Consider the following 18046-nt stretch of genomic DNA (forward strand, 5'->3'; position numbering starts at 1 on the left):
GCGGTACCGCCCCCCGGAAGGGGCGGCACGCCGCCGCCGTCAGTTCACTTCGCTACCGGTTGTACGGCCCGAAGTCGTACTCCTCCAGCGGCACGGCCTCGCCGGAGCCCTGCCCGAAGGTGTACTCGCTCGGCTCCTCGTAACCGGAGACCGAGTACATCGAGGCCTTGGCCTCCTCGGTGGGCTCCACCCGGATGTTGCGGTACTGGGGGATGCCCGTACCGGCCGGGATGAGCTTACCGATGATGACGTTCTCCTTGAGGCCGAGCAGCGGGTCGCTCTTGCCGTGGATCGCGTTCTCGGTGAGCACGCGGGTGGTCTCCTGGAAGGAGGCCGCCGACAGCCACGACTCGGTGGCCAGCGACGCCTTGGTGATGCCGAGCAGCACCGGGCGGCCGGCCGCGGGCTGTCCGCCCTCGGCGACGACACGGCGGTTGATCTGCTCGAACTTGGGCCGCTCGACCATCTCACCGGGCAGCAGCTCGGTGTCGCCCGACTCCAGGATGTTCACGCGCTTGAGCATCTGGCGCACGATGATCTCGATGTGCTTGTCGTGGATGGACACACCCTGCGACTTGTACACCTCCTGGACCTCGGACACCAGGTGCTGCTGCACCGCGCGCGGACCCTGGATGCGCAGGACCTCGTGCGGGTTGATCGCACCCTGGATGAGCTGCTGGCCCACCTTGACGTGGTCGCCCTCGTCCACCAGGCGCTGGGCGCGCATGGGGACCGGGTAGGCGATCTCGTCGGTGCCGTCGTCGGGGATGACGACGATCTTGCGGCTCTTCTCGGTGTCGTCGATCCGGATCCGACCCTCGACCTCGGAGATCGGGGCCACACCCTTGGGGATGCGGGCCTCGAAGAGCTCCTGGACACGGGGCAGACCGTGGGTGATGTCCTGACCGGCCGAACCGCCCATGTGGAAGGTCCGCATGGTCAGCTGGGTGCCGGGCTCACCGATGGACTGGGCCGCGATGATGCCGATCGCCTCGCCGACGTCCACCGGCTTGCCGGTCGCCATGGAGCGGCCGTAGCAGGTGGTGCAGACGCCGATCTTCGCCTCGCAGGTCAGCGACGAGCGGATGCGCACCCGGGTGACCCCGGCGGCGATCAGCTTGTCGATGTTCTGCTCGGAGGTGTCCGCCAGCGCCGGCAGCACCAGGTCGCCGTTGGCGTCGAGGACGTCCTCGGCCAGGGTGCGGCCGAAGCCGGTGTTCTCGACGTTGTGCTTGCGCACGACGACGCCGGCGGCGTTCTTCTCGCCGATCTCGTGCCACAGCGACCGGTCGGTGCCGCAGTCGATCTCCCGGACGATGACGTCCTGGGCGACGTCCACCAGACGACGGGTCAGGTAACCCGAGTCGGCGGTCCGCAGCGCGGTGTCGGCCAGGCCCTTGCGCTGGCCGTGCGTGGAGATGAAGTACTCCAGCACGGACAGGCCCTCGCGGTAGGAGGACTTGATCGGGCGCGGGATCGTCTCACCCTTGGTGTTGGAGACCAGACCGCGGATACCGGCGATCTGGCGCACCTGCATCGGGTTGCCTCGGGCGCCGGACTGGACCATCATCCACACCGGGTTGTCGGCGGGGAAGTTGTCCTCCATGTTCTTGGCGACCTCGGCGGTGGCCTGGGTCCACACCTCGGTGAGCTCGTTGCGGCGCTCGTCGTCGGTGATGAGGCCGCGGTCGTACTCCCGCTGGATCTTGTCGGCCTTGCGGTCGTAGCCCGCGAGGATCTCCGCCTTCTGCGGCGGCGCGACGACGTCCTCGATGCCGATGGTCAGGCCGGACCGGGTGGCCCAGCGGTAACCGGCGTCCTTGAGGGCGTCCAGGGTCGTGGCGACCTGCACCTTGGGGTAGTTCTCGGCGAGGTCGTTGACCAGCACCGAGATCTGCTTCTTGCCGACCTGGTAGTTGATGTACGGGTAGTCCACCGGGGTGGTCTCGTTGAAGAGGTACCGGCCCAGGGTGGTCTCGAGGGTGTACGCCTCGCCCGGCTGCCAGCCCTCCGGCGGCGTCCAGTCCTTGGGAGCCGGGGCGCCGTCCTCGATGCGCAGGCGGATCTTCGCCTGCAGGTCGAGGTCGCCCAGGTCGTAGGCCATGATCGCCTCGGCGGGGCCGCGGAACGCACGGCCCTCGCCGGTCGCCCCCGCCCGCTCCGTCGTCAGGTAGTACAGGCCGATGATCATGTCCTGGGTGGGCATGGTCACGGGCTTGCCGTCGGACGGCTTGAGGATGTTGTTGGTGGCGAGCATCAGCAGCCGCGCCTCGGCCTGGGCCTCGGCGGACAGCGGCAGGTGCACGGCCATCTGGTCGCCGTCGAAGTCCGCGTTGAACGCGGTGCACACGAGCGGGTGGATCTGGATGGCCTTGCCCTCGACCAGCTGCGGCTCGAACGCCTGGATGCCCAGGCGGTGCAGGGTCGGGGCGCGGTTGAGCAGAACCGGGTGCTCGGTGATGACCTCTTCGAGGACGTCCCACACGACGGGGCGGGACCGCTCCACCATGCGCTTGGCGCTCTTGATGTTCTGCGCGTGGTTCAGGTCGACCAGGCGCTTCATCACGAACGGCTTGAAGAGCTCCAGGGCCATCTGCTTGGGCAGACCGCACTGGTGCAGCTTCAGCTGCGGGCCGACGACGATGACCGAACGGCCGGAGTAGTCGACGCGCTTGCCCAGCAGGTTCTGGCGGAACCGGCCCTGCTTGCCCTTGAGCATGTCGGACAGCGACTTGAGCGGACGGTTGCCGGGCCCGGTGACGGGCCGGCCGCGGCGGCCGTTGTCGAACAGCGCGTCGACGGCCTCCTGGAGCATCCGCTTCTCGTTGTTGACGATGATCTCGGGCGCGCCGAGGTCCAGCAGCCGCTTGAGGCGGTTGTTGCGGTTGATGACGCGGCGGTACAGGTCGTTCAGGTCGGAGGTCGCGAAGCGGCCACCGTCCAGCTGCACCATCGGACGCAGGTCCGGCGGGATGACCGGGATGCAGTCCAGCACCATGCCCATGGGGCTGTTGCGGGTGTTGAGGAACGCCGAGACGACCTTGAGCCGCTTCAGGGCGCGGGCCTTCTTCTGGCCCTTGCCGGTGCGGATGGTCTCGCGGAGCTTCTCGGCCTCCTCCTCCAGCTCGAAGTTGGCGAGCCGGTCCTGGATGGCCTGGGCGCCCATGCCGCCGCGGAAGTACTTCCCGAAGCGGTCCCGCATCTCGCGGTAGAGCATCTCGTCGCCCTCGAGGTCCTGGACCTTGAGGTTCTTGAACCGGTTCCAGACCTCGTCGAGGCGGTCGATCTCGCGCTGGGCGCGGTCGCGCAGCTGGCGCATCTCGCGCTCGGCGCCCTCGCGCACCTTGCGGCGCGCGTCGCCCTTGGCACCCTGCTCCTCGAGCTCGGCCAGGTCGGCCTCGAGCTTGCGGTGCCGCTCCTCGATGGTGGAGTCGCGGCGCTGCTCCATGTGCTGCTTCTCGACCGCGATCCGCGCCTCCAGGGACTGGAGGTCGCGCTCACGGGCCTCGGTGTCCACCCACGTGACCATGTAGGCGGCGAAGTAGATGATCTTCTCGAGATCCTTCGGCGCCAGGTCCAGCAGGTAGCCCAGGCGGGAGGGCACGCCCTTGAAGTACCAGATGTGCGTGACGGGAGCGGCCAGCTCGATGTGGCCCATCCGCTCACGGCGCACCTTGGCGCGGGTCACCTCGACGCCGCAGCGCTCACAGATGATGCCCTTGAAGCGGACGCGCTTGTACTTGCCGCAGTAGCACTCCCAGTCCCGGGTCGGGCCGAAGATCTTCTCGCAGAAGAGGCCGTCCTTCTCGGGCTTGAGGGTCCGGTAGTTGATGGTTTCGGGCTTCTTGACCTCGCCGTGAGACCACTGGCGGATGTCGTCGGCCGTGGCCAGGCCGATGCGCAGCTCGTCGAAGAAGTTGACGTCGAGCACTTAATTCGTCCCCTGCTCTCGAAGAATGCGGAAGTTAGACCTCTTCGACACTGCTCGGCTCGCGCCGACCCAGGTCGATTCCCAGTTCTTCCGCCGCGCGGAAGACGTCCTCGTCGCTGTCCCGCATCTCGATGGACATACCGTCACTGGACAGCACCTCCACGTTCAGACAGAGCGACTGCATCTCCTTGATGAGCACCTTGAAGGACTCAGGGATGCCCGGCTCGGGGATGTTCTCGCCCTTGACGATGGCCTCGTAGACCTTGACCCGGCCCACCACGTCGTCGGACTTGATGGTGAGCAGCTCCTGGAGGGCGTAGGCGGCGCCGTAGGCCTCCAGCGCCCACACCTCCATCTCACCGAAGCGCTGGCCGCCGAACTGCGCCTTACCGCCCAGCGGCTGCTGGGTGATCATGGAGTAGGGGCCGGTGGAGCGCGCGTGGATCTTGTCGTCCACGAGGTGGTGGAGCTTCAGGATGTACTTGTAGCCGACGGAGATGGGCTCGGCGAAGGGCTCACCGGTGCGGCCGTCGAACAGGCGGGCCTTGCCGTCCTCGTTGATGAGGCGGTTGCCGTCCTTGTTCGGGCGGACCGAGCTGATGAGGCCGCTGAGCTCGTCGCCGTGCAGGCCGTCGAAGACCGGCGTGGCGACCCGGGAGTCCGGCGGGACGTCGGTGGCGCCGATGGCGTCGAGCGCCTTCTGCCAGTCCTCCTCCAGTCCCTCGACCAGCCAGCCGTTCTTGGCCAGCCAGCCCAGGTGGACCTCCAGCACCTGGCCGACGTTCATCCGGCCGGGGACGCCCAGCGGGTTGAGGATGATGTCGACGGGGGTGCCGTCCTCCAGGAAGGGCATGTCCTCCTGCGGGAGGATCTTGGAGATGACGCCCTTGTTGCCGTGGCGGCCGGCGAGCTTGTCGCCGTCGGTGATCTTGCGCTTCTGGGCCACGTAGACGCGGACCATCTCGTTCACGCCGGGGGCGAGCTCGTCGCCCTCCTCTCGGCTGAACACCTTGACGCCGATGACCTTGCCGGACTCGCCGTGCGGCACCTTCAGGGAGGTGTCGCGGACCTCGCGGGCCTTCTCGCCGAAGATGGCGCGCAGCAGGCGCTCCTCCGGGGTGAGCTCGGTCTCGCCCTTGGGCGTGACCTTGCCGACGAGGATGTCGCCGTCGACGACCTCGGCGCCGATGCGGATGATGCCCCGGTCGTCGAGGTCCGCGAGGACCTCCTCGCTGACGTTGGGGATCTCGCGGGTGATCTCCTCCGGGCCCAGCTTGGTGTCGCGGGCGTCGACCTCGTGCTCCTCGATGTGGATCGAGGAGAGGACGTCGTCCTGCACCAGGCGCTGGGAGAGGATGATCGCGTCCTCGTAGTTGTGGCCCTCCCACGACATGTACGCCACGAGGAGGTTCTTGCCCAGCGACATCTCGCCCTGGTCGGTGGACGGGCCGTCGGCCAGGACCTGGCGCTCCTCGACCCGCTGCCCCTCGGTGACGATCGGGCGCTGGTTGAAGCAGGTGCCCTGGTTGGAGCGCTGGAACTTGTGCAGGCGGTACGTCTTGCGAGTGCCGTCGTCGGCCATCACGGTGACGTAGTCGGCGGTGACGTCCTCGACCACACCGGCCTTCTCGGCGAGCACGACGTCGCCGGCGTCGGTGGCGGCGCGGTACTCCATGCCGGTGCCGACGAACGGGGACTCGGCCCGCAGCAGGGGCACGGCCTGGCGCTGCATGTTGGAGCCCATGAGCGCGCGGTTGGCGTCGTCGTGCTCCAGGAACGGGATCATGGCGGTGGCGACCGACACCATCTGGCGCGGCGACACGTCCATGTAGTCGACCTCGTCGGTGCCGACCTGCTCGAACTCACCGCCCTTACGGCGGACGAGCACGCGGTCCTCGGCGAAGGAGCCGTCGGCGTTCATCGGCGTATTGGCCTGCGCGATGATGAACCGGTCCTCCTCGTCCGCGGTGAGGTAGTCGACCTGGTCGGTGATACGGCCGTCGACGACCTTGCGGTACGGGGTCTCCACGAAGCCGAACGGGTTGACCCGCCCGTACGCGGCCAGCGAGCCGATGAGGCCGATGTTGGGACCCTCAGGGGTCTCGATCGGGCACATGCGGCCGTAGTGGGACGGGTGCACGTCGCGGACCTCGAAGCCCGCGCGCTCACGGGACAGACCGCCCGGGCCCAGCGCCGACAGGCGGCGCTTGTGGGTCAGACCCGCCAGCGGGTTGGTCTGGTCCATGAACTGCGACAGCTGCGAGGTGCCGAAGAACTCCTTGATGGAGGCCACGACGGGGCGGATGTTGATCAGGGTCTGCGGCGTGATCGCCTCGACGTCCTGGGTGGTCATCCGCTCGCGGACGACGCGCTCCATGCGGGCCAGGCCCAGGCGGACCTGGTTCTGGATGAGCTCGCCGACGGTGCGCAGGCGGCGGTTGCCGAAGTGGTCGATGTCGTCGACCTCGATCGGCAGGGTGCCGAGCGGGGTCTCGCGCTCCTTCTCGCCCGCGTGCAGGCGCACGAGGTACTCGATGGTGGCGACGATGTCCTCTTCGGTCAGCGTGCCCTGCGTGTAGTCGGTCTCCAGACCGAGCTTCTTGTTGATCTTGTAGCGGCCGACCTTGGCCAGGTCGTAGCGCTTGGGGTTGAAGTAGAGGTTCTCCAGCAGCGCCTGGGCCGACTCCTTCGTGGGCGGCTCTCCCGGGCGCAGCTTGCGGTAGATGTCCAGCAGCGCGTCGTCGGTGCCGGCGGTCGGGTCCTTCTCCAGCGTGTTGCGGATGGACTCGTACTGGCCGAAGCGCTCCAGGATCTGGTCGGTGGTCCAGCCCAGGGCCTTGAGCAGGACGGTGACGCCCTGCTTGCGCTTGCGGTCGATGCGGACGCCGACGAAGTCGCGCTTGTCGACCTCGAACTCCAGCCAGGCACCGCGGGACGGGATGACCTTGCAGCCGAAGAGGTCCTTGTCGGTGGTCTTGTCGACGGACCTGTCGAAGTAGACGCCCGGGGAGCGGACCAGCTGGGAGACCACGACACGCTCGGTGCCGTTGATGATGAAGGTGCCCTTGTCGGTCATGAGCGGGAAGTCGCCCATGAAGACCGTCTGGCTCTTGATCTCACCAGTGTCGTTGTTGATGAACTCCGCGGTGACGAACATCGGCGCGGAGTAGGTGGCGTCCCGTTCCTTGCACTCGTCGACCGTGTTCTTGGGCGGCTCGAACCGGTGGTCACGGAACGACAGGGACATCGTGCCCGAGAAGTCCTCGATCGGGCTGATCTCCTCGAAGATCTCTTCGAGACCGGACTGCTCCGTAACGTCCTTGCGGCCAGCGTTCCGGGCCGATTCGACCCGGGCCTTCCACTTGTCGTTGCCCAGCAGCCAGTCGAACGACTCGGTCTGCAGGGCAAGCAGGTTCGGAACCTCGAGGGGTTCCTGGATACGGGCGAAAGAAACGCGGTGCGGACCAAGGGCGTTAGCGGAGGCGTTGCGCGAGGCTGCCAACAGGGGTCCTTCCGAAGGCTTGTGGCGGTTGAAGCGCGCACGCCAGACGATCCGTCACGAGAAGGACCGCCGCAACGCGGTTGAGACGGTCACATCGAGCGGGAACGGGCACCGTGTCCAGACGAAACGGGCTGGTCGGCAGCCGGTCACCGGCACAGGGATCACCAAAGGGCAGCGCAAAAGAGCAGTGTAGCCGAACACTACACCGCTGTCCACTCATGGTCCACAGCGCAACTCACGACACCGGCAGGATCACCCGTGGAAGGCGATCCGTCAACCCCTGCGGGGGACCGATCCGTCCGGTGGACTGTGCGCTCGCCCTGGCCCTGGGGGGTCGTGTGAGCCATCGGACACCCGGAAGGGTTCCCCCGGGGCGGGCGGGTAAACACTCGCCCCCGGGCCCCTCAAGATTCCCGGCACCGGAGATTACCGTGTCCCGGGGACGATCCGCATCCGCGGGCGGCTCCGCTCCCGGTCCGGGGCCGGAGCGGGCTCCCCGGGTCCGAACCAGCTTCGCACACGCGCGCGAGATTCGCCGTCGCGGACTCACGTTCGGCGCGGCGGCGCCCCGGGGCCGCGCAGGGGACCCCCGGACACACGAAGGCGGCCGCCCGCCCCCGAAGGGGCGGACGGCCGCGCAGGCGCAGTCGACGGGCCGCGTGCGGCCCGTACGGGACTACTTGAGGGTGACGGTGGCGCCGGCGCCCTCGAGGGCGGCCTTGGCCTTCTCGGCCGTCTCCTTGTTGACGCCCTCGAGCAGCGGCTTCGGAGCGTTGTCGACCAGGTCCTTGGCCTCCTTGAGGCCCAGGCTCGTGAGGCCGCGGACCTCCTTGATGACCTGGATCTTCTTGTCGCCGGCGGACTCGAGGACGACGTCGAACTCGTCCTTCTCGTCCTCGACGGCGGCGGCGCCGCCACCGGCACCCGGGGCGGCGGCGACGACGGCGGCCGGAGCGGCGGCGGTGACGTCGAACTTGTCCTCGAAGAGCTTCACGAACTCGGACAGCTCGAGGAGGGTCATCTCCTCGAACGCGGCAAGCAGGTCCTCGTTGCTGAGCTTCGCCATGATGCGATCTCTCTTTCTTTACGAACACGCGCGCCGTGGGGCATCACGTGCGAGCCAGTGGCCGGGCGCGGTCGGCACCCGCCGTGGTCCATAGGGTTTAAGCGGCTTCCTCGGAACGCTTGTCCGCCAGAGCCTGTGCGAGACGCACGGTCTTGGACGGCAGCGCCTGGAAGACGGCGGCGGCCTGGCCCTGCTTGGCCTTGAGCGCGCCGGCAAGCTTCGAGAGGAGAACCTCTCGGGACTCCAGATCGGCCAGCTTGGTGACGTCCTCGGCGGTCATCGACTTGCCGTCGATGATGCCGCCCTTGATCACCAGCGGCGAGTTCGCCTTGGCGAAGTCGCGCAGACCCTTGGCGGCCTCGACCACGTCACCGTGGACGAAGGCGACGGCGGACGGGCCGACGAGCAGATCATCGATCTGGACGTCGACGCCGGCCTCCTTGAGCGCCAGCTTGGTCAGCGTGTTCTTCACGATGGAGAAACGCGCGTTCTGGCCGAGGCTACGGCGCAGCTCGGTGAGCTGAGCCACAGTGAGCCCCCGGTATTCGGTCAGCACGGCACCGCTGGACTCCCGGAACTCCTCCGAGAGCGCGGCGACCGCGGCTGCCTTGTCCGGCCTCGCCATGGGACTCCTTCCAACATTGAACGCCGGTGATTCCCAAGGACCCGCGACGACGGGCGTCAGCACGAGAAAAAGCCCCGAGCGCGAGGCGCACGGGGCACGTCCGCGTATCCGGTCCGATCGCGCGGAGCGCGTACGGGCGGTACGGGAAAGCTCTTGTGACACCTGCGCGGGCGCCCATCGCGGATGGGTCCTTAGGTCACCCGATCGGGTGACGACCAGCGGTCTTCGGCAAGAAACCATCGTACCCGATCCACAGGGTGCTCGAACCTCCGTTTTCGGGAGCCCCCGCCGTGACGGTGCTCACCGGGGGATCCGGGAGGGATCCGGGGCCGTGCGGGACCGGATCCCTCCGAGTGACGCAGGAGGAGAATGCCCGGAATGTCCACTGTGCGTGGGAGCATCGACGGCATCGAGCACACCCCGCTCTCTGGTGCTCATCCCCCTTGAGAGAAAGCGACACCAGCACCGTGAAGACCCGAGTCCCGGCCCTGTTCACCGCCGGGATCCTGGCCCTGCCCCTCGCCGCCTGCGGCGCCGAGGAGGCGCCCGAGCCGACCGAGGAGGCCACCGAGGCCGCAGCCGAGACCCCCGCCGGAGAGAACGGCGGAGGCGGCATCCTCGACCTGCTGAACTCCCTGGGCGAGAACACCGCCGAGATGACCGACTACACCTTCGTCCTCTCGATGACGGTGCCCGACCCCGAACTGGGCGAGCTCGACGTCGAGCTGACCTACGAGGTCATGGACGACCCGCAGGCGATGCAGATCACCATGGTGATGCCCGAACTCGGGGAGATGCTGGCGGAGACGCTCGCCATGGCCGGGGAGGACCTGGGCCTCACCGAGGAGGAGCTGGGCACCCAGGTCATGATCGTGTTGCCGGACGGCGAGACCATCTTCTCCGACCACATCGGCATGTACGAGGCCGACACCCCCTGGGTCCGGGACACCGGAGAGGACGCTTCGGACCTGCACCCGGACGAGCTGTTCGACATCCAGGGGCTGCCCGACATGGTGGGTGCGTTCGCGGGGATCGAGCAGGCCGAGGAGACCGGTACGGAGGATGTCGACGGCGTCCCCACGACCGTGGTCGAGATCGTCCTCACCGAGGAGGAGGCGGCCGCCCTGGACGCCGCTCCCAAGGCCGCCATCAAGGACCTCCTCGGGGGCGCCGTGGACGAGAGCCTGGAGGTCTCCCTCTGGATCTCCGAGGACGGCTTCCCCATGCGTATGAGCGTCGACGACAACGGCGAGACCCTGGAGATGGAGTTCTCCGGGATCGGCACCACCTCGTTCGAGATCCCGTCCGAGGACCAGATCAGCGACATGTAGCCGCCCGCGGCGCCCCTCCCCCGGGCGCCCGCCGGGTCCGCCGGCCCCGGGAACGGCGACGGCCCCCGGCTCCGAGAGGAGCCGGGGGCCGTCCGTGTCAGGAGGACCGTCAGACCTCGAGCGGGATGCTCGGGCCCATGGTCGTGGAGACCACGGCCTTCTTGATGTAGCGCCCCTTGGCGGCGGACGGCTTGAGACGGGTCACCTCGTCGATGGCGGCCTGGTAGTTCTCCAGCAGCTGCTGCTCGCCGAAGGAGGCCTTGCCGATGATGAAGTGCAGGTTCCCGTGGCGGTCCACGCGGAACTCGATCTTGCCGCCCTTGATGTCGGTGACGGCCTTGGCCACGTCGGGGGTGACCGTGCCCGTCTTGGGGTTCGGCATCAGGCCGCGCGGACCCAGGACGCGGCCGAGGCGACCGACCTTGCCCATGAGGTCCGGGGTGGCGACGACGGCGTCGAAGTCGGTGAAGCCCTTGGCCACCTTCTCGATCATCTCGTCGTCGCCGATGATGTCGGCGCCCGCGGCCAGAGCCTGCTCGGCACGCTCACCGGTCGCGAAGACCAGGACCCGTGCGGTCTTGCCGGTGCCGTGCGGCAGGTTGACGGTGCCGCGGACCATCTGGTCGGCCTTGCGCGGGTCGACGCCCAGGCGCAGGGCCACCTCGACGGTCGCGTCGAACTTGGTGGTGGAGGTCTCCTTGGCCAGCTTCACGGCCTCGGTGGGGGCGTACTGCTTCTCGCGGTCCACCAGCTCGCTGGCTTTGCGGTGGTTCTTGCTGCGCTTCACGCTGTTCTCCTTATGGGGAACGTGTGGTCTGTGGGCCAGCGCGAGGCCCTGCCACGATTCGGTTCTGGAACTGTCGAGCATCCCTCGCCCGGCCGGTGTACGCGGCCGGATGACGGGGCTACTTGACCTCGATGCCCATCGAGCGGGCGGTGCCGGCGACGATCTTGGCGGCGGCCTCGATGTCGTCGGTGTTGAGGTCGGGCAGCTTGGTCTGCGCGATCTCGCGGACCTGCTCGGCGGTGATGGAACCGGCCGTGCTGCGACCCGGGTCGGTGGCGGCCTTGTCCAGGCCCGCGGCCTTCAGGATCAGCTTCGGCGCCGGCGGCGTCTTCGTGACGAAGGTGAAGGACCGGTCCTCGTAGATCGAGATCTCGACCGGGATCACGTTGCCGCGCTGGGACTCCGTGGCAGCGTTGTACTGCTTGCAGAAGTCCATGATGTTGACGCCGTGCGGACCGAGAGCGGTACCGACGGGCGGAGCCGGGGTCGCCTGACCGGCGGGCAGCTGCACCTTGACGAGTGCGGCCAGTTTCTTCTTCGGAGGCATATCGGGTCCTTTGCCTGATCTGCGTTGTGTGCCGGTCCCTGTCCTCCCAGGGGCGCCGCGCGGCCGGGGACGGCCGGGGAACCACCGCTGCGGGAGGAACTGCGCCCGGCGGTGAAGGCGCCGGGCCGCGGCCCGCCGGGACCGGGCGGGCCGTGCGCGCCCGGCCGGGGGCCGGACACGCGAGTGGGTCCGCACGAGGCGGACCCACCAAGTCTACGCCGCCCGGGCGAGTACCCGGGCGCGGTCGCCGGATCAGATCTTGGCGACCTGGTTGAACGACAGCTCGACCGGGGTCTCGCGGCCGAAGATCGACACCAGCACCTTGAGCTTCTGGGTGTCGGGGTTGATCTCGCTCACGGTGGCGGGCAGGGTCGCGAACGGGCCCTCCATGACCGTGACGGACTCGCCGATCTCGTAGGCGACGTCGGAGCGGACCTCCACGCCGCCGGTCCTGGCCTTCTGGACCTGCTCCGGCTCCTCCTCCGGCTCGGGCGCCAGCAGCTTGGCGACCTCGGTGAGGCTGAGCGGGGCGGGCTTGTTGGACAGGCCCACGAAGCCGGTCACGCCGGGGGTGTTGCGGATGGCCGACCAGGACTCGTCGGTGAGGTCCATGCGGACGAGCACGTAGCCGGGCAGGACCTTCTCGGTGACCTGCTGGCGCTTGCCGCTCTTGACCTCGGTGACCTGGTGCTCGGGGACCTCGACCTGGAAGATGTACTCCTCCATGTTGAGGGACTGGGTGCGGCTCTCGACGTTGGCCTTGACCCGCTTCTCGTACCCCGCGTAGGTGTGCACGACGTACCAGTCGCCGGGGAGCAGGAAGAGCTCGTTCTTGAACTCCTCGACGGGGTCGGGGCGCGGGGCCTCCTCGGCCTCCTCCGCGTCCTCGTCGTCCGCCGGCTCGACGTCGGTCGGTTCGGCGTCGGTCAGCTCGGCGCCGTCGGAGTCGGCCTGCGCGGCCTCCTCGGACGGCTCGCCCGCCAGGCCGGTCGCTTCCGCCGACGACTGACCCGGCTCCTCTTCGGGGAAGTCGTCATTGGTCAGTGGGGACTCGGACACGGCTGCTGCTCTTTCTCTCGTCGGGTGCGCTGCGCGGCCCCTCCTCGGTTCCGCCCAGCGTTTCTCGATGCCCAGCGGTTCTGCGCTGCGCCGGGGCCGGAACGCCGCGCGGGGCGCCCGGTTCGGGACCCGGTCCTGTCAGCTTAAGCTCTCCCGGCGCGACCCGGGGCCAACCCGCGCACGGGCGAGGCCGCGTCCCGCACGGGGCGGAACGCGGCCTGTGAGATCGGTGCCCCCCTCGGGGGGACGGGCCGACCGGGTGGCCGGCCGGGTGGCGCTAGAGGCCCTCGGGGGTGCCGAAGGTGCCGTAGAGCCAGGTGACGGCCTCGCCGAAGCCCCAGTCGAGGAGCGAGACGTAACCCAGGATCATGACCACGAAGACCAGGACCACGATGGTGTAGGTGACCAGCTCGCGGCGCGTGGGCCAGCGCACCTTGCGCAGCTCGCCGACGACCTGCTTGGTGAACGTCACCGGACCGGTGCGGCGCGTGGGCTCCTTGCCGGGCTTGGCGTCGGCGTCAGTCTGAGTCACCTGGGGTCCTTAGGGTCGCGGGTCATCCCCGAGATAGCAGGAAAGCCCGTTCGCGCGACGAAGCGGCCGGTCAGGCCGCCACGCCGCGCGAACGGTCGTGCAGGGCAGGAGGGACTCGAACCCCCAACCGCCGGTTTTGGAGACCGGTGCTCTGCCAATTGAGCCACTGCCCTATGCGGAAACCGCGATCCCACCATAGCCGGTCCGTGCCGTGCGCGCACACTGCCGGTGCGTAACACCTGGGCCACGGACGGCCGACTCGTGAGAGTTTACGGGTTCCCCCGCGCGCGGCCAAACCGATTACCCGCCGCCCGGTCCCGGCCCACCCCGCCACGGGCGCGGCCTCGCATGACACCATGGACGGCATGACCAACCGACCCCGTGTCTCTGCACGCATCAGCGCCATCTCCGAGTCCGCCACCCTCGCCGTGGACGCCAAGGCCAAGGCCATGAAGGCGGAGGGCCGTCCCGTCATCGGCTTCGGCGCGGGGGAACCGGACTTCCCGACTCCGGACTACATCGTGGAGGCGGCCGTCGCCGCCGCCCGCGAGCCGAAATACCACCGCTACACGCCGGCCGGCGGCCTGCCCGAGCTGAAGAAGGCCATCGCCGAGAAGACCGCCCGCGACTCCGGCTACCAGGTGGAGCCCGCCCAGGTCCTGGTGACCAACGGCGGCAAGCAGGCCATCTACGAGGCGTTCGCCGCCCTGCTCGACCCGGGCGACGAGGTCATCGTCATCGCCCCGTACTGGACCACCTACCCCGAGTCCATCAAGCTCGCGGGCGGCGTGCCGGTCTACGTGGTCACCGACGAGACCACCGGCTACCTGGCGAGTGTCGAGCAGCTGGAGGCGGCGCGCACCGAGCGCACCAAGGTCCTGCTGTTCGTGTCCCCCTCCAACCCGACCGGCGCCGTCTACCCGCGCGAGCAGGTGCGCGCCATCGGGCAGTGGGCGAACGGGCACGGCCTGTGGGTGCTCACCGACGAGATCTACGAGCACCTGGTCTACGGGGACGCCGAGTTCTCCTCGCTGCCCGTCGAGGTGCCCGAGATCGCCGACCGCACCGTCATCGTCAACGGCGTCGCCAAGACGTACGCGATGACCGGCTGGCGCGTGGGGTGGGTCATCGGCCCCAAGGACGTCGTCAAGGCCGCGGGCAACCTCCAGTCGCACGCCACCTCCAACGTCGCCAACGTCTCCCAGGCCGCCGCGATCGCCGCGGTGTCGGGCGACCTGACCGCCGTCGAGGAGATGAAGAAGGCGTTCGACCGCCGCCGCCGGACCATCGTGCGGATGCTCAACGAGATCGACGGCGTGTTCTGCCCGGAGCCGCAGGGCGCGTTCTACGCCTACCCGTCGGTCAAGGGCGTGCTGGGCAAGGAGATCCGCGGCCGCCGTCCGCAGACCTCCGCCGAGCTGGCCGAGCTGATCCTGGACGAGGCCGAGGTCGCGGTGGTCCCGGGCGAGGCCTTCGGCACCCCGGGCTACCTGCGCCTGTCCTACGCGCTGGGCGACGAGGACCTGGCCGAGGGCGTCAGCCGCATCCAGAAGCTGCTGGCCGAGGCCCGGTAGCCGCGCGCACACCGCCGTACGGGCCCGTCCGGAGCGTTCCGGGCGGGCCCGCGGCGTGTGCAGCGCATCACCGGGGAAGTGGACGGCTCCGGCACCACGGGCGGCCCGGATACGGCAGGCTTGGTTCATGGAGACACCCATCACCGGCCGCCGCTTGGACCGGCTGCCCAAGGCCCATCTGCACCTCCACTTCACCGGGTCGATGAGGCACTCCACACTGGTGGAGCTCGCCGAGAAGCGGGGCGTGCACCTGCCCCAGGCCCTGGTGACCGAGTGGCCGCCCAGGCTGCGCGCCACCGACGAGCGCGGCTGGTTCCGGTTCCAGCGCCTCTACGACATCGCGCGCTCGGTGCTGCGCGAGCCCGACGACATGTACCGGCTGCTGCGCGAGGCGGCCGAGGACGAGCGGGAGGCCGGCTCGGGCTGGCTGGAGATCCAGGTGGACCCCAGCGGGTACGCGGCGCTCTTCGACGGGCTGACCGCCACCCTGGAGCTGGTGCTGGACGCCGCCCGGGCCGCCGAGCGCGACACCGGCGTGGGGGTCGGCGTCATGGTGGCGGCCAACCGCACGCGGCACCCGCTGGACGCCCGGGCACTGGCCCGGCTGGCCCGCCAGTACGCGGGCCGCGGCGTGGTGGCGTTCGGGCTCAACAACGACGAGCGGCGCGGGCGGGCCCGGGAGTTCGAGGCGGCGTTCCGGATCGCGCGCCGGGCCGGGCTGCTGTCGGCCCCGCACGGCGGCGAGCTCCAGGGGCCGCTGAGCATCCGGGAGTGCCTGGACGAGCTGGAGGCCGACCGGGTGGGGCACGGGGTACGGGCCATCGAAGACCCGTACCTGGTGGAGCGGATCGCCACCCAGGGGGTGACGCTGGAGATCTGCCCGACCTCCAACGTGGGCCTGGGGGTGTTCAACGAGCTGGAGCACGTGCCGCTGCGGCGGCTGTTCGACGCCGGGGTCCCGATCGCGCTGGGGACCGACGACCCGCTGCTGTTCGGCCCGCGCCTGGTGGAGCAGTACCGGATCGCCCGCGAGGTGTTCGGGTTCACCGACCCGGAGCTGGCCGAGCTGGCGCGGATGTCGATCCGGGGCTCGGGGGCGCCCGACTCCCTCAAGAAGGAAATGCTGTCCGGGGTCGAGTCCTGGCTGGCGGACGACCCCGGGCAGCGGGACTGACGCGCCGGGTCAGGCCAGGAGCATCAGGACGCCCTGGCCGACCATGACCGCGCCCGCGACGAAGAACAGGGACGCGGCGCCGATCCGGACGGCCCGCTCCGGGAGCTTCCTGCCCAGGACGGCGCCGAGGACGATGGCGATGGCGTCGGCGGCGACCATGCCGACGGTGGAGCCGAGCCACACCGGCAGCCAGTCGTACTGCGTGCCCACCGCGATGGTGGTGAGCATGGTCTTGTCGCCCAGCTCCGCGATGAAGAACACCGTGAAGACCGTGACGAACGCGGACTTGATGCGCCGGGAGGCGGCGCGCTCCTCGTCCTTGGCGGACATCTCGTCGCCGCGCAGCGTCCAGGCGCCGAAGATCAGGAACGCGATGCCCGCGACCAGGGTGATCCAGTCGGTGGGCAGGGACGCGCCCAGCACCTCGGCGATGAACACGCTCGCGATGTGCACGACGGCGGTGGCGGCGGTGATGCCGAGGATGACGGTGAGCGCGCGGTAGCGGGTCGCCAGTGACATGGCGACGAGCTGGGTCTTGTCGCCCATTTCGGCGATGAAAACGGCCAGGGCGCTGAATCCGAGGCCCGCGAGAAATGCCGTCATATGTCCTCTCCCTCGTGGCGGTCTGGGCGGAAGGGAGCGGACACGCCCCTTCGACCCGGTCGTGGTGATGGCCGGGTCGAAGGTCTCGTCCGCCCTGATGACCGCCCCTCCGGTGGGAGGGAGGCATGCCGGGGCCCGCGTGACCGGGACCACAGGGGGTCCAGTATGTCGACCACGCGATCGGGGACTACTCCCCTTCGACGTGTCCGACCCTAGGACAGAATGGACGGTATTCGCAATTCATGGATCGGGCGAATTCACTGCGGAGGCGGGTCGAATAACGGTGTTCGGCCCGCCTCACTTTTTTATTCGATTCGGGTGCGCCTTTTCTTCGGCGGTGCTTCCGGCCGGCGGTCCGCCGGTGGCCTCACTGGACCAGCGCGGTGTGCGAGTGGCTCCCGCCCGGGTAGAGGAGGGTGGCGGCCGGGTAGGGGAAGGTCCCGCCCGGGAAGCGCGGGCAGACGTAAATCTGGAGGTTGTCGTTGTCGCCGACCTGGGCCCCGACCGGGTTCCCCCACCAGGGGCCGCGCGCCGTGAGGAGGTCCCGGTCCTCGTGCGGGACCCAGCCGGTGCGCTCGGAGTCCCACTCCTGCGAGGCGACGGTCAGCAGCGGGACCACCGTGTCGCCGCAGTGGGGGCAGAACCGGACGACGGGGTCGGTGCGGCCCCACGGGGGCCAGCCGCCGAACTTCCAGCCGGGGGCCCGGGACAGCTCGTTGGTGTAGAACCTCTGGGGCTCGTCCTCGTAGGCCGCGTCCACCGGGGCCCCGGCCGCCCGCCAGGCGTCCGGGTCCTCCAGCCGCCGCTGGAGCCCCTCGTCCAGGTCGAGGTGGTCCGGGTACTCGGTGACGGCCTCCGGTGAGAGCACGCAGGGCCGCGGGACGTAGGGATCGTAGTCCTCGTCCTCCTCCGGCCCGGGCTGCGCGGTGCGGACGTCGGTGACGTCGGCGGAGGCGCGCCAGAACACCTCGGTCGAAGGCTTGTAGTCATCGATGTGCTCCCGGGGGCACCACAACACCTGGAGCAGGTCGGCCCGGCCGAACCCCGCCATCAGGGGCACGTCGCGCGCGTACAGCTGGACGAGGGGGAGCATCGGGGCGGGCGGGCCCTCGTGCCAGCGATCGCAGAGCGGCCACGGATGGCGGGCGGGCCACAGCAGCGGCCCGCCGACCGAGCTGTCGTGGGGCGTCGGGGACCCGGGGCGGGGGTGCAGCCGGACCGCCGGACGCGCCAGCGGCCCCAGCTCGGGGAAGACCGCCGCGACGTCGAGCGGCCGCGGCGGGGTGGTACGGGTGGTGTGCATGATGCCGATGAT

Annotated in this window: 13 protein-coding genes and 1 tRNA gene; 3 read left to right on the forward strand and 11 right to left on the reverse strand. The window is 69.4% G+C overall.

What is annotated here, in order from left to right:
- Positions 1 to 52: 52 nt before the first annotated feature.
- The 4 genes from K1J57_RS05575 to rplJ form a co-directional block, all read right to left on the reverse strand.
- On the reverse strand, positions 53 to 3931 hold the full coding sequence (locus K1J57_RS05575; protein ID WP_220563405.1) for a DNA-directed RNA polymerase subunit beta': 3879 nt from the start codon (positions 3929 to 3931) through the stop codon (positions 53 to 55).
- A 34-nt stretch (positions 3932 to 3965) separates the two neighbouring features.
- The gene (gene rpoB / locus K1J57_RS05580; protein WP_220563406.1) at positions 3966 to 7433 is read right to left on the reverse strand and encodes a DNA-directed RNA polymerase subunit beta; all 3468 of its coding nucleotides are present in this window, start codon (positions 7431 to 7433) and stop codon (positions 3966 to 3968) included.
- A 676-nt stretch (positions 7434 to 8109) separates the two neighbouring features.
- Entirely contained in the window at positions 8110 to 8499 is a 390-nt protein-coding gene (rplL, locus tag K1J57_RS05585) for a 50S ribosomal protein L7/L12 (protein WP_220563407.1), read from the reverse strand.
- A gap of 97 nt (positions 8500 to 8596) precedes the next feature.
- The gene (gene rplJ, locus K1J57_RS05590; protein ID WP_220563408.1) at positions 8597 to 9124 is read right to left on the reverse strand and encodes a 50S ribosomal protein L10; all 528 of its coding nucleotides are present in this window, start codon (positions 9122 to 9124) and stop codon (positions 8597 to 8599) included.
- A gap of 467 nt (positions 9125 to 9591) precedes the next feature.
- Between rplJ and K1J57_RS05595 the strand changes: the two genes are divergently transcribed.
- The gene (locus tag K1J57_RS05595; protein ID WP_220563409.1) at positions 9592 to 10455 is read left to right on the forward strand and encodes a hypothetical protein; all 864 of its coding nucleotides are present in this window, start codon (positions 9592 to 9594) and stop codon (positions 10453 to 10455) included.
- Positions 10456 to 10564: 109 nt separating this feature from the next.
- Here K1J57_RS05595 and rplA read toward each other — a convergent pair whose 3' ends face one another.
- From rplA to K1J57_RS05620, 5 genes are all read right to left on the reverse strand, one after another.
- Positions 10565 to 11242, reverse strand: a complete 678-nt coding sequence (gene rplA, locus K1J57_RS05600) for a 50S ribosomal protein L1 (RefSeq protein WP_220563410.1) — start codon at positions 11240 to 11242, stop codon at positions 10565 to 10567.
- Between the two features lie 118 nt (positions 11243 to 11360).
- Complete coding sequence (gene rplK / locus K1J57_RS05605; protein ID WP_220563411.1) at positions 11361 to 11789, reverse strand: 50S ribosomal protein L11; 429 nt, start codon at positions 11787 to 11789, stop codon at positions 11361 to 11363.
- A gap of 252 nt (positions 11790 to 12041) precedes the next feature.
- The gene (gene nusG, locus K1J57_RS05610) at positions 12042 to 12848 is read right to left on the reverse strand and encodes a transcription termination/antitermination protein NusG (RefSeq protein ID WP_220563412.1); all 807 of its coding nucleotides are present in this window, start codon (positions 12846 to 12848) and stop codon (positions 12042 to 12044) included.
- Positions 12849 to 13125: 277 nt separating this feature from the next.
- Complete coding sequence (secE, locus tag K1J57_RS05615; RefSeq protein WP_220563413.1) at positions 13126 to 13380, reverse strand: preprotein translocase subunit SecE; 255 nt, start codon at positions 13378 to 13380, stop codon at positions 13126 to 13128.
- Positions 13381 to 13480: 100 nt separating this feature from the next.
- Positions 13481 to 13553 (reverse strand) — tRNA-Trp (locus K1J57_RS05620).
- A 192-nt stretch (positions 13554 to 13745) separates the two neighbouring features.
- Here K1J57_RS05620 and K1J57_RS05625 point away from each other — a divergent pair.
- Both K1J57_RS05625 and K1J57_RS05630 read left to right on the forward strand, forming a co-directional pair.
- Positions 13746 to 14954 (forward strand): pyridoxal phosphate-dependent aminotransferase, encoded by a 1209-nt coding sequence (locus K1J57_RS05625; protein ID WP_220563414.1) that lies wholly within the window; start codon positions 13746 to 13748, stop codon positions 14952 to 14954.
- A 127-nt stretch (positions 14955 to 15081) separates the two neighbouring features.
- A complete protein-coding gene (locus K1J57_RS05630; RefSeq protein ID WP_220563415.1) occupies positions 15082 to 16128 on the forward strand; it encodes an adenosine deaminase in 1047 nt (348 codons plus the stop codon).
- Between the two features lie 9 nt (positions 16129 to 16137).
- On the opposite strand, the gene K1J57_RS05635 is transcribed toward K1J57_RS05630, so the two are convergent.
- Together K1J57_RS05635 and K1J57_RS05640 are read right to left on the reverse strand one after the other, a co-directional pair.
- A complete protein-coding gene (locus tag K1J57_RS05635) occupies positions 16138 to 16731 on the reverse strand; it encodes a TMEM165/GDT1 family protein (RefSeq protein ID WP_220563416.1) in 594 nt (197 codons plus the stop codon).
- Positions 16732 to 17098: 367 nt separating this feature from the next.
- Positions 17099 to 18034: a hypothetical protein gene (locus K1J57_RS05640; RefSeq protein WP_220563417.1), complete on the reverse strand. Its 936-nt coding sequence runs from the start codon at positions 18032 to 18034 to the stop codon at positions 17099 to 17101.
- Positions 18035 to 18046 lie beyond the last annotated feature (12 nt).

Origin of the sequence: Nocardiopsis sp. MT53 (assembly GCF_019598965.1) — a bacterium.
Lineage (GTDB): Bacteria > Actinomycetota > Actinomycetes > Streptosporangiales > Streptosporangiaceae > Nocardiopsis > Nocardiopsis changdeensis.

Coding starts and splice junctions, on each gene's coding strand:
- rplL (WP_220563407.1), bottom strand. CDS start 8,499: ATGGCGAAGCTCAGCAACGAGGACCTGCTTGCCGCGTTCGAGGAGATG.
- rplJ (WP_220563408.1), bottom strand. CDS start 9,124: ATGGCGAGGCCGGACAAGGCAGCCGCGGTCGCCGCGCTCTCGGAGGAG.
- rplK (WP_220563411.1), bottom strand. CDS start 11,789: ATGCCTCCGAAGAAGAAACTGGCCGCACTCGTCAAGGTGCAGCTGCCC.
- K1J57_RS05625 (WP_220563414.1), top strand. CDS start 13,746: ATGACCAACCGACCCCGTGTCTCTGCACGCATCAGCGCCATCTCCGAG.
- K1J57_RS05630 (WP_220563415.1), top strand. CDS start 15,082: ATGGAGACACCCATCACCGGCCGCCGCTTGGACCGGCTGCCCAAGGCC.
- K1J57_RS05635 (WP_220563416.1), bottom strand. CDS start 16,731: ATGACGGCATTTCTCGCGGGCCTCGGATTCAGCGCCCTGGCCGTTTTC.
- K1J57_RS05640 (WP_220563417.1), bottom strand. CDS start 18,034: ATGCACACCACCCGTACCACCCCGCCGCGGCCGCTCGACGTCGCGGCG.